The organism is Streptomyces sp. SCSIO 30461 (genome assembly GCF_037023745.1).
Classification (GTDB): Bacteria; Actinomycetota; Actinomycetes; order Streptomycetales; family Streptomycetaceae; genus Streptomyces.
This window is the reverse complement of the sequence record NZ_CP146101.1, coordinates 2,343,211-2,353,904: the sequence shown is the minus strand read 5'-3', so window position 1 is coordinate 2,353,904 and position 10,694 is coordinate 2,343,211. Positions and strand designations below refer to the sequence as shown.

General features: G+C 67.0%; 10 protein-coding genes. 6 read left to right on the top strand and 4 right to left on the bottom strand.

The genetic code is table 11. The features are described from left to right. Window positions 1-144 precede the first annotated feature (144 nt). Window positions 145-621 (top strand): adenylyltransferase/cytidyltransferase family protein, encoded by a 477-nt coding sequence (locus tag V1460_RS10575; RefSeq protein ID WP_338673495.1) that lies wholly within the window; start codon window positions 145-147, stop codon window positions 619-621. Here V1460_RS10575 and V1460_RS10570 read toward each other — a convergent pair. Further along, on the bottom strand, window positions 584-1,324 hold the full coding sequence (locus V1460_RS10570; RefSeq protein ID WP_338673494.1) for a CDP-alcohol phosphatidyltransferase family protein: 741 nt from the start codon (window positions 1,322-1,324) through the stop codon (window positions 584-586). The two genes, V1460_RS10575 and V1460_RS10570, sit on opposite strands and share 38 nt — an antisense overlap. A 308-nt stretch (window positions 1,325-1,632) precedes the next feature. Between V1460_RS10570 and V1460_RS10565 the strand changes: the two genes are divergently transcribed. Then, window positions 1,633-1,758: a hypothetical protein gene (locus V1460_RS10565; RefSeq protein WP_338673493.1), complete on the top strand. Its 126-nt coding sequence runs from the start codon at window positions 1,633-1,635 to the stop codon at window positions 1,756-1,758. Between the two features lie 144 nt (window positions 1,759-1,902). Here the strand turns inward: V1460_RS10565 and V1460_RS10560 are convergent, their stop codons facing one another. Continuing rightward, entirely contained in the window at window positions 1,903-3,252 is a 1,350-nt protein-coding gene (locus V1460_RS10560) for an ISL3 family transposase (protein WP_338671528.1), read from the bottom strand. A gap of 472 nt (window positions 3,253-3,724) precedes the next feature. Here V1460_RS10560 and V1460_RS10555 point away from each other — a divergent pair, with 472 nt between their 5' ends. Next, window positions 3,725-4,051 carry a hypothetical protein gene (locus V1460_RS10555; RefSeq protein WP_338673492.1) on the top strand — a complete coding sequence of 109 codons (327 nt, stop codon included), beginning with the start codon at window positions 3,725-3,727 and terminating at the stop codon, window positions 4,049-4,051. A 188-nt stretch (window positions 4,052-4,239) separates the two neighbouring features. After that, window positions 4,240-5,478 carry an IS701 family transposase gene (locus tag V1460_RS10550; RefSeq protein WP_338673491.1) on the top strand — a complete coding sequence of 413 codons (1,239 nt, stop codon included), beginning with the start codon at window positions 4,240-4,242 and terminating at the stop codon, window positions 5,476-5,478. Window positions 5,479-6,255: 777 nt separating this feature from the next. Here the strand turns inward: V1460_RS10550 and V1460_RS10545 are convergent. Then, window positions 6,256-6,873: a transposase family protein gene (locus V1460_RS10545; RefSeq protein WP_338673490.1), complete on the bottom strand. Its 618-nt coding sequence runs from the start codon at window positions 6,871-6,873 to the stop codon at window positions 6,256-6,258. A gap of 490 nt (window positions 6,874-7,363) precedes the next feature. Here V1460_RS10545 and V1460_RS10540 point away from each other — a divergent pair, with 490 nt between their 5' ends. Further along, a complete protein-coding gene (locus V1460_RS10540) occupies window positions 7,364-7,798 on the top strand; it encodes a hypothetical protein (protein ID WP_338673489.1) in 435 nt (144 codons plus the stop codon). A gap of 62 nt (window positions 7,799-7,860) precedes the next feature. Next, window positions 7,861-8,889 carry a hypothetical protein gene (locus V1460_RS10535; protein WP_338673488.1) on the top strand — a complete coding sequence of 343 codons (1,029 nt, stop codon included), beginning with the start codon at window positions 7,861-7,863 and terminating at the stop codon, window positions 8,887-8,889. A gap of 206 nt (window positions 8,890-9,095) precedes the next feature. Here V1460_RS10535 and V1460_RS10530 read toward each other — a convergent pair whose 3' ends face one another. Further along, window positions 9,096-10,595 (bottom strand): hypothetical protein, encoded by a 1,500-nt coding sequence (locus V1460_RS10530; RefSeq protein ID WP_338673487.1) that lies wholly within the window; start codon window positions 10,593-10,595, stop codon window positions 9,096-9,098. Between the last annotated feature and the right edge of the window lie 99 nt (window positions 10,596-10,694).

The window sequence follows — 10,694 nt, the reverse complement described above, 5'->3', positions numbered from 1 at the left end:
ATCCCGCATGCTGCTCGGAAGTGAACCAGGACGCACCCAATTGTTCACTCTCCCCGCACCCAGCATGAACGCTATCGTCAAATTCTGCGCGCTCCTGTCAATGGATGCGCGCGGGGGGGACACCAACGAACAAGGGGGGCATTTGTGCCATCGAGCAAGCGGTACCGCGTGGGTTACGCACCAGGCGCCTACGACCTCTTCCACATCGGGCACCTGAACATCCTGCGCCACGCCCGCGCCCAGTGCGACTACCTGGTGGCGGGTGTGGTCTCGGACGAGATGGCCGAGATGGCCAAGGGCAGGCGGCCCATGATCCCGCTGGTCGAACGACTGGAGATCGTCCGCAGCATCCAGTACGTGGACGCCGCGTTCGTCGAGACCGTGCCGGACAAGGTGGAGACCTGGAAGCAGGTCCGCTTCGACGTGCTGTTCAAGGGCGACGACTGGCGGGGCACGCCGAAGGGCGAGCGCCTGGAGCGGGACTTCGCCGCCGTCGGTGTGGACGTCGTCTACTTCCCGTACACCGTCCACACGTCCAGCACCCAGCTGCGCCGCGCCATCGACGCCCTGAGCGCACCGAGCCTCAGCGACGAACTACGGACAGCTCCCGGAACCATTTAGCGAGGAAGGCGGCGAGGAACAGCGCGGCGGCGACGCCGAGCCCGGTGTACGCCCACCGGAAGGCGACGCCGCCGCCGAGCAGCAGGAACACCAGGCAGAACACCCCGTGGTCCACGGGCAGCAGCGCCACCGCCCGCAGCGTGGACGGGCCTGCCCCCTGCCCCGGCGCCGCCTTGGGCTTGAGCTTCTCGGTGAGCAGCCCGCCGAAGAACGTGACGACGGCGGCGAGCTGGAATGCCAGCGGCACCAGCAGCCAGCCGTCGGACGAGGTCCCGAAGTGCTCGGGATACCGGTAGAAAGCGATCAGCACCGCGATGTGCAACGCGGTGAGCTTGGCGCAGTCCACCACATGATCGAGCCACTCCCCGGCCGCACTTCCGCCGCCGCGCAGCCGTGCCAGCTGCCCGTCCGCCGAGTCGAAGGCGAACCCGACCGCCAGCCCGAGCCACACCAGCAGCCCCACCCCCCAGCCGGGCCGCGCGAGCGCCACCGTCAGGACAGCCGCGAAGCTGAAGGCGGCGCTGATCAGGGTCACCTGGTTCGGAGTGAGCCCCACCCGGTAGGCACCGGCAGCGAGGTACCGGCCCGCGGGCCGGTTCACGAACCGCGAGTACAGAGATACACCTTTTGCACTCTTCTGTGCCGACTTCAACCGCGTCAGTGCCGACGCCTCGCCGGCCGCCTCAATAACAGTGCTGCTCATCGATCCCCCAGGGCCTCATGCCTTGCCAGTGACTCCCCCGCCCCGCATCATCCCAGGTGGGAAGGCGCAAAAACGAACCGCCGGAAAACTGACCGGAAACCAGGGGTGTCGTCCCCACCGCGAACCCGGCGAATGCAGGCGTCAGGGTGACCGCGGCGTAGCGGCGATCGTGTCGAGGGGGCGGTTCTGAAAGAGTCGTTCCTCGCCGGGTGAGGGGCCTGCCAGGGTCCACCTGCACGGGCTGGGATGCACTGGCGCATCCGACTTCGCGCACGTCGCCACCCACTTCGCCCAGCGCTCAGGACGCTGTGCAGGACGTCTACCTGAACATGTACCGGCGGTGGGATTTCCTCATAGCCGGGCAGGGTTCCCTGACCTCCTACGGCCGCACCGCGGTGAAGCGAGCGGTCATCGACCAGGGCGTAGTCGCGTGACGTCCGGTTCGTTCCGGGAACACCGCAGAGCTGATAGTTCGTCATAAACCGGGCCTTCGAAGTTAAGCGGTGCGGCATGGCCATGCCAATGCGACGGTCGTCGACCGGGAGGGCGGTCAGGCCAGTCATTGCGGGTCTTCGAATTTAGTGGGGGTGCGCCTGCCGTCGGCTCCGGCGGGTGGTCGCACAGCGTGAGCGTAGGCGCTGGTTGGCGCGGTTGCGGAAGCCGAAGGCGTTACGCGCTTCGAGCTTGATGAGGCGGTTGTTGCCTTCGGAGGCGGCGTTGGTGATGCCGGTGGTCAGGTAGGTCTCGATGCCGTCCCACCACTGCTCGATGGTCTCGGCGAGGGTGAGGAGTTCGTGCAGGTGGGCGTGGTCGGCGACGTGGGTGAAGAAGCGGTGGCGGGCGGCGGAGATCGCGGAGCGGTCGGGGGCGTGGTGGGTGCGGCTGACGGCCAGGCCGAGGAGGTCGCGCAGGAGTTCCTTGGCCTGCCAGGCCGCGTGGATCTGCCGGCCGTAGGTGCCCATGTACTCCAACTCGGTCTTCAGGAGGAGGCGTTGGTCTTCGGTGAGGTCTTCTTTGTTGCGGCGCAGGAGTTTGCGGACGGTGTAGATGCCGTCGCCCTTGCGGGCCCGGCGGCCGTGCTGCCGCCAGGTGAGGCGTCGGCGCAGGTCGGCGAGGTGGCGCTGGGCGAGTTGCACGATGTGGAAGCAGTCGACGACCACGGTCGCGTGCGGCAGGGCACGGTGGACGGCGGCGCGGAAGGTGGAACACAGGTCGATGGCGACGTAGCGCACCTGTGCCCGCCAGGATGCGGGCTGGGAGCTGAGCCAGTCGGCGACCGAGGTGGCGTTGCGGCCTTCGACCTGCCCGAACAGTCCTTGCCCGCCGATCACGTCGACGAAGCCGATGTGCCAGGCGTCCGCGACCAGTTCCCACTTCTGCGTGGCCGGGTTCTGGGCCCAGACCGGCTTGCCCCGCCGGGTCTCGTCGATCCCGACCGCCTCGGTCGCGGGCGGCGTCTCGGGCAGGACCGTCGCGGCGTAGTCCTCGAAGCATCGCTGCACGATGGGCCAGCTCAAGGACAGGTCGCGGCCGGCCTGCACGACGGTGCGGGATCCGTCGCAGACCGCGGCCCCCGCCGCCCGGCGCAGGGCGGTGGTGGTGCGCATCCCGGCGGGCACCGCGTGGATCGCCTCGGTGAACGAGCCGCGCTCGCACGCGGGTTCGGCGCAGTACCAGCGTGCCTTGCGCCACCGGATACTCACAGGGCGTCCACCGCAGGGCAGGTGCCGGGGCCGGGTGGTGCGGTAGTCCTTCAGCCGGGTGGCGAAGACCCCGCACGAGGGGCAGGCCCGGGCGGAGTCCTCGCTCGTGACCACGTACACCGTCGAACCGCCCGCCCCGTCGTCCTTGACCTGCGTCACACTCACCCCCTCCAGCCCCAGAAGTCGCGTTGCCGCTTCGTTGATGCCGGTATCGTCGCTGTTCAAGCCCGTGGGGTTTCATGATCGGTTGCCTAGACAACAACCATGATCACGAAGGCCCGCGGGCTCCTTGCGTCCAGGGCGCCCGCACCCCAACCACCTCACACAGCGTGACCGGCGAGCGCGCCCGTCACCGCCGCAGCCCCACTAAATTCGAAGACCCGTCATTGCACGAGCAGCGCACCGCGTCGGCCGTCCGCCCGGAAGCTGTCATGTACGCACGCACCGCTTAATACTCCAGCTGTAGATCGTGATCTTGCTGGGGGCGTGATCGAGAGCCTCAGCTGGCCGATGTGCGTGTTGTGCTGAGGGGTCTGGGGCGTTGGGCCAGTCTTGAGCCCGTCGGGACCGTAGCAGTGGGCCCGCGCCCCAGGTGTCGGTGGCTGCACGTACGGTCTGCGCATGACTGATCAGTGGTGGGTGGGCGTGCGTCAGCGGCTCGTGGTGGCGGGTGCAGGGCCTTCCGGCAGCAGGGTGTTTGGGGCATTGGGGCACAGGTGGAGAGGACTTCGACGACATCGAGGACTTCGACGACGCCATCGAGGCTTGGGACGAGCGGTGGGAGGCCATCATGTTCGCCCCGGAGCGCACCGCCGGCGCCATCGTGATCTCCCACCTGGGCTGCGCCCAGAGAGAATGGCTGATCATCAACGGCAGCCACCGTGGCACGATCTGGTCCGATTGCCGGGTGGACGACGTCGACCTCGCCCCGCTGCTCGACGACGACGGTACGCCGGTGACGTTCGCCCGCTGGTACACCGACTGGCTGGAGAAAGCCGAGCGCACAGCCCTGTCGGCACCGTAGGCCCATCGGCCTGTGCTGTTGAGCGTTACGGTGAAACGGGCTAAGCAGGGCCCTCAGCCAAGGTGGGCCGGTGTGGAGACGGGTGCGGCCACCGTTGATCATCGTGACTTGTGTGGAGTAACGATGAGACGGTGGCCGCAGGTCACAGCATAGATCCCGTCCGTTGGCGGGATGCGTTCGAGGTGGCCATGGGCCGGATCGCGGGCCGGTTCGTCCGGGTCGAACCACGGATGCGGGCCGGGCGGTTGGTGCTGGGCCTGCTGGCGGACCTGCCGCGCAAGAACTGCTGGACGATCGCGGAGTGGGCCGGGGAGGCCAGCCCGCACGGCATGCAGCATCTGCTGTGCCGAGCCGTTTGGGATGCCGACGGCATCCGTGACGACGTGCGCGAATACGTCGTCGAGCACCTCTATGACGAGGCCGCGGTCCTGGTTGTCGACGAGACCGGCGACGTGAAGAAGGGCACCCACACGGTCGGGGTCCAGCGCCAGTACACCGGCACCGCCGGCCGGATCGAGAACTCCCAGGTCGCGGTCTACCTCGTCTACGCCGGGACGCGCGGGCACGCGGCGGTCGACCGGGAGCTGTACATCCCGCGCTCCTGGACGTGCGACCCGGACCGCTGCCGGGCAGCCGGACTCGGCCAGGACACCGTCTTCGCGACCAAGCCGGAACTGGCCCGCACGATGATCGAACGATTCCTGGACGCCGGACACCACGTCGGCTGGGTCACCGGGGACGAGGTCTACGGCGGCAACCCAAGACTCCGTACGGCTCTGGAGGAACGCGGCATCGGCTATGTCCTCGCGGTGGCCTGCTCGGCCGAAGTGCCCACCGGCGCAGGCAAGTTCCGCGCCGATGCCCTGGCGGCGAAGGTGCCGAAGCGGGCCTGGCAGAAGCTCTCGGCCGGACACGGCGCGAAGGGGCAGCGATTCTACGACTGGGCCGTCATCGACCTCGCCGAGGCAGCCCCGGGCCACCACCAGCTGCTGATCCGCCGCAACCGCAGCACCGGTGAACTCGCCTACTACCGCTGTCACTCCACCACGCCGGCATCCCTGGCCACCCTGGTCAAGGTCGCAGGTTCCAGATGGCGGGTGGAGGAGACCTTCCAAACAGAGAAGGGACTGGCCGGGCTGGATGAGCACCAGGTCCGCCGCTACCCCTCGTGGGCCCGCTGGGTCACCCTCGCGATGCTGGCCCACGCCTTCCTCGCCGTCGTCCGCGCCGACGAACACGCACACCGACCCACGCCGGACGACCTGATCCCGCTGTCCTGCAACGAGATCTGCCGCCTGTTCATCGCGCTCGTCGTCCGGCCCGTCCTCGACGCGGCCCACCGGCTTGCCTGGTCCGACTGGCGCCGCCGCCACCAGGCACGATCACGCACCAGTCACTACCGGCGGCAAGCCGCATCCCAGACATGAAGATCACGATCTACAGCTGGAGTATTAACTTCGAAGACCCCATAAACCGGGCGTCACGCGACTACGCCGAAGTCTTGCCACCGGGGGCACCTCAATCTCGGGAACTCGCGCGAACCCTGGATCATTCCCGGCCGATCGCGAGAACGATGGAACTCTGCCTGGTCACTACCCGGATTCAGGAAGACAGCGACCTCCGCCACTCCCTTCCTCCACCTGGTACCCGGCGACGGACGGCCAGCGGACCGTGAGCACCAGGGATTCCTCTTCCGCGTACCATGAATGATTCAACCCGTTCCATAGAACATAGTCACCTCTATTGGTCAGCGTCGTGCTGTGTTCCGGAAAATCGATACGAAATCGGCCGGTGACAAGAAGGACGAATGCGGTGCGACCCTCATGGGAAACCCATGCCGCACGCTCATCTCCGCAGGGATGCTGGACCCACTGAATCTCGACGGAATCACTGTGCCGGGGGTCCGTAGCCTCCATGAAATGGCCGACCACCCATCCCCGCTCCAACGTGGCGTCTCGACCCACGTTGCCTGAATACACCTCTGCTGCACACATGGGACCCATGGTACGGATGTGCGATCTACCGGCAACTCAAGTTACTATTCAAGTTATTACAGTAGGCGACCTCGTCAGAACGGTTCAGGCCGCGGCGGGCCAGGGCCCAGCGGTGGTGGCTCGGGAGATATCAGCCGGGTATGTGAAAGAGATCCTCATGGTCTTCAGCGCTATGATGGATGACCTCGGCGACTCGCTATCAACTCCGCATTACCTCGCCAGTTGTACGGGAGAAGCACGGCCGCGGAAAGTACAAGAAGAAAGTGCGCGAGAAGAAGCGTCCCCACGAGATGGCCACCCTCTACCCAGGGCTCCGGCAAGGTCGTTGATCAGGCTGTCAGGGCTCTTCTCGCTCACCGCGACCTGGCCCAGCACCGCCCCGGACCCGTGCGCGAGGGCCGCGACGAGGTGCGGGGCCGGGGAACCGCCGCTGCGTGCACCGCGGACGGTCTTGCCGTCGATTGCGATCACCCTGCGGTCCTCAACGAGTACGGCCCTGGCCAGAGCCCAGGCGCCCAGCACCACATCGAGCCGGTCCGCGTCAAGGCGGGCGAACAGGCGTCGCAGCGTGGATTCGTCCACGCCGCCGCGTTGCGGCCCCAGCCGCCCAAGCGCGGCGGCTCCCGCGTCCCGGGCCCATTCCCCGATCGCGGTGAACCCCCGGGCTCCAGCCACCACCGCGCACACCGCGACCGCGATCAGAGCGCCGACCGGGCGCCGGACCCCGCGCCGACGGCACGGATCAGGTATCCCGGCGAGCAACTGGACCAGGAGCTCATCTTCCGGGACGGGCGTGCGAACAGGCGCAGGAATGAGGGACGATGACATCGCGCGGGCGTGATCCCCTGGTCAACTTCCGGCTCACCCACAGCCACCGCGCGACCTCCGGCGGCTTGATCTCTCGCTCGAACAGCTCAGCCGCCCGCATGCGTTCAGAAAAGGTCAGCCTGACGAGCCGAAGTCAGTATCCCGTCCTGCGCGTGCTGGCCGGTCGAGTTCGAACAGCGCCTGATCACATCACGTACTCTGTCACTCGCCGCATGAAACCCGGTGTCCACTCCCGGGGATCAGCCTGAGCCGGAAACGCCTCCACGCGGGTGAACTTGTCCGGCGGCTGCTCAGCGGGGTATGTGATGTGATCATGGTCTGCGTAGCCTGCGCTCAGGTAACCGCCTCTCTGCGGTCCCGCCCCCATTCCTCTGTGTGATCAAGCGAGGTCGTGACGGTGAGAAGAAGTCTTGTCATCAGCCCCCTTGTCGCCGGTGCGGCAGCAGTGACGCTGGCTTTCCCGGTCCCTGCTTCGGCAGAGGACACTCCGGTGACGGTCCAGGTCACCTCCGGAACGCTCAACATCGTTGTGCCGACCGAGTCGGTGAACCTCGGTACCGTCGCCGTCAGCAGCAGCCCGCAGACGGTCGACAGCCAGCTGGGCAATGTGACCGTGTCGGACGGTCGCGGAGGCACCGCCGGATGGACGGTCACCGCCAACGCGGTGGACTTCACCGGACCGCAGAACATCTCCGTGTCCGCTCCTGGCTCCAGCAGCTACACCAGCCCGCCGGCCTCAGTCAGTGGCACCGCCACCGTCACCCCCAGCGACCTTTCCCCGCTGTACCCGCCGGGGCCTGTGCAGACGGCCACCGACGTGAGCGGGATCAACTCCGCCACGTGGAACCCGACGATCTCCCTGACCATCCCCGCCAACGCCCTGGCGGGCAGCTACAGCTCCACGATCACTCACTCCGTCTCCTGACGGACACCATAGAAAGCGCCTGACCATTCAGGCACACGGACAGCAACGACGGCAGGGACCCTGTGCGCAGGTTCTTCACCCTCACGGCGCTGGTGGTTGCGGCTACCGCTCTGGCCACCAGCGCTTCAGTTCCCCTATCCCGCGCATCAGGCCAGGAGCAGCGCCCGGATCCCGCGGGCGCCGGCAGTATCGGGGTACGGCTGGTCGACGTGCCGGCGGACTTGGTCGACGATCCCCGGGCCAGGCAGTACGTGATCGACAACTTGAAGCCCGGCATCACGATCCGTCGGTCTATCGAGGTCGTGAACGACTCGGATTCGGCCCAGCGTATCGCGCTGTACTCCGGCGCCGCCGACATCAAGCGCGGGTCCTTCGTCGGCGCCGCGGGAAGCACCGGCAACGAACTCACCAGCTGGATCACGCTCAGCAAGCCCAGCCTCGACATCCCGGCCCACTCGACCGCCCGCAGCGCCGTGACCATCGCGGTCCCCAAGGACGCGGCCCCCGGTGAGCGATACGGCGTGGTGTGGGCGCAGGTCAGGGGTCACGACACAGGCGAGGGGATCGCCCTGGTGAACCGTACGGGCATCCGTGTCTACCTCTCGGTGGGCGGCAATAATCCACCCCAGCCGAAGTTCGAAGTCAACACGATGACGGCGGCCCGAGACAGCGGCGGCCGGGCGGTCGTACAGGCCCAGGTGCACAACACCGGTGGACGGGCCCTGGACTTCACCGGCGACATAAGCATGAAACGGGTATCCGGAAGCCTCAGCGCGGGCCCGTACCCCGTCCGGCTGGGCATCAGCCTCAAACCTGGCCAGTCCGAGCCCGTCACCGTCACCGTCACCGACACGGTGGAAAACGGCCCCTGGGATATCACCCTCCGGCTGAAGAGCGGACTGCTCGAAGAGACCCACAAGGCCCGGATCACCTTTCCCACCGGACCCGGCATCGCCGGAGCGGTCCCGTCCCGACTCGATGACGACGACGCTCCCACCCCGATCCTCCTCGCCACGGCAGCTGCCCTCGTTCTGTTGTTCAGCGCATGCCTCGGAGTCGTACGCTTCACCCGCCGACGAAAAGAACCATAGAAACACTGAAGTTCTCCCAAGACCGGGTGGTTTCCGACTTCGGCTCGTCAGGGCGACGCTGGGTCATCGTGGGTCAGGCCGGTGCCGGCTATGAAGCCGTCGAGTGTGTCGGGCCGGTCACGACCCGATTCCGACGCCGAGACAGGCGGCCCGCATGTGCGCCCGCCCCCGGCTGGTGCCGGGGGCGGGCAGTGGGGTCGGCTGTGTCAGCCGAAGCAGTTCGGGACGGTGCCGGCGCTGCCGTCGCAGTTGGTGGGTACGTTGTCGATGATCTTGACCTTGCCGTTCGTGAGGACCGTGCCGTCGTTCTGGATGCCGCCTGCAGGCCCGTCGGAGATGTTGCCCTTCACCTTCGAGTCGGTGAGGGTGACCTGGCTGCCCGGGTTGACGAAGATGCCGCCGCCGGTGGCATCGTTGCCGGGAGCCTGGTTGCCGTTGACCTTCGAGTCACGGATCGCCACCCCTGCCTCGAAGTCGTCCAAGTCGACGTAGACGCCGCCGCCGTCGCTGTTCGTCGAGGCATTGTCGGTGATCTTGCTGTCCTCGATCGTCGCCGGTGCTGTGAGGTTGAGGCCACCGCCACCCCCGTCGGTGGCGGTGTTGTTCTTGACGGTGCTCTGGCGCAAGAAGAGCGAGCCGTACTGGTTGTAGATGCCGCCGCCGTAGTAGCCGAGGTTGTGGGTGAGGGCGCTCTTCTCCACCTCGGTCACACCGCCGTAGTTGTTCAAGGCGCCGCCGTAGAAACCGTAGTTGTAGGAGAGGTAGCTCTCGCTGATCTTGGTCGTGCCGTACTCGTTGACGATGGCCGCGTAGCCGTCGGAGACGTTGCCGGTGACCTTGGTTCTGCTGATGTCCACCTTGCCGTAGTAGCTCGAGACAGCCGCGCCCTCGGTGCCGAAGTTCGTGTCGAGGGTGCTGTTGCTGATGGTGGTGATGCCCTCGTTGTAGACGCCGCCGCCCTCGTAGCTGCTGACATCGCTGACGGTGTTGTTCTCCAGGGTGACGTGATCGAGGTCGAGCCGCCCCCCAGACCTTACGTTGACTGCGCCACCGTGGTCCTCGTCGGCCTTGCCTCGGGTGATGGTGAGGTGGCGGAGTTTCAGGTCGCCGCCGGCTTCGACCTCGAAGATCCGGAAGTCGTCAGCATTCGCGGCGCGCGCAATGGTCGCTCCGTTGCCGATGATCGTGATCCGCTGAGTGATCGCCGGCAGGCCGTTGCCGTCTTGATTGGCGGTGAGCGTATAGGTGCACTTCTCCGCCAACTCCAGGATGCTGGGGCCCGAGACCTCGTTCGCCTTCACGATCGCCGAGATCAGGCCGCTCGGGTCACACTCCACGGACCTGGTCTTGTCGTGACCTCCCTCGTGCGAGCCACGGCCGCGGTCGCCGGCGTGGTGGCCGCCCCTCTTCGACTTGCCATGGCCGTCCGAGCCCTTGCCCGTACTCTCCTCGCCCTTGGACCCGGAGCCCGGCCCCTTGCCTCCGTGGGACCCCTTGCCCTGGGAATCCGCCCGGTCGTCGTCCTTGGCAGCAGAGGCCGGCTTCGCCTCCGCTGAGTCTGCGTGCGCGGCTACGGCCGTACCGCCACCGCCGACCATCGTGGCGAAACCGGCCGCGGCGAGAACGGCGACCTTCCAGTGACGACTCAGCGTCGCGGTCTTCGCGCGGGACGTGCCGTCCGTGCTCGTGCCCTGTGATCCGGACATCGACGGTGCTCTCCTTCTGTGTGACAAGCCGTCACGCCCCTTCGCGGGGAGGGGCGAAAGTAGGGGCATCGAATCACAAAGAAGGGTGTAAATCAGACA

Coding starts and splice junctions, on each gene's coding strand:
- V1460_RS10550 (WP_338673491.1), top strand. CDS start 4,240: ATGGGCCGGATCGCGGGCCGGTTCGTCCGGGTCGAACCACGGATGCGG.
- V1460_RS10545 (WP_338673490.1), bottom strand. CDS start 6,873: ATGTCATCGTCCCTCATTCCTGCGCCTGTTCGCACGCCCGTCCCGGAA.
- V1460_RS10570 (WP_338673494.1), bottom strand. CDS start 1,324: ATGAGCAGCACTGTTATTGAGGCGGCCGGCGAGGCGTCGGCACTGACG.
- V1460_RS10530 (WP_338673487.1), bottom strand. CDS start 10,595: ATGTCCGGATCACAGGGCACGAGCACGGACGGCACGTCCCGCGCGAAG.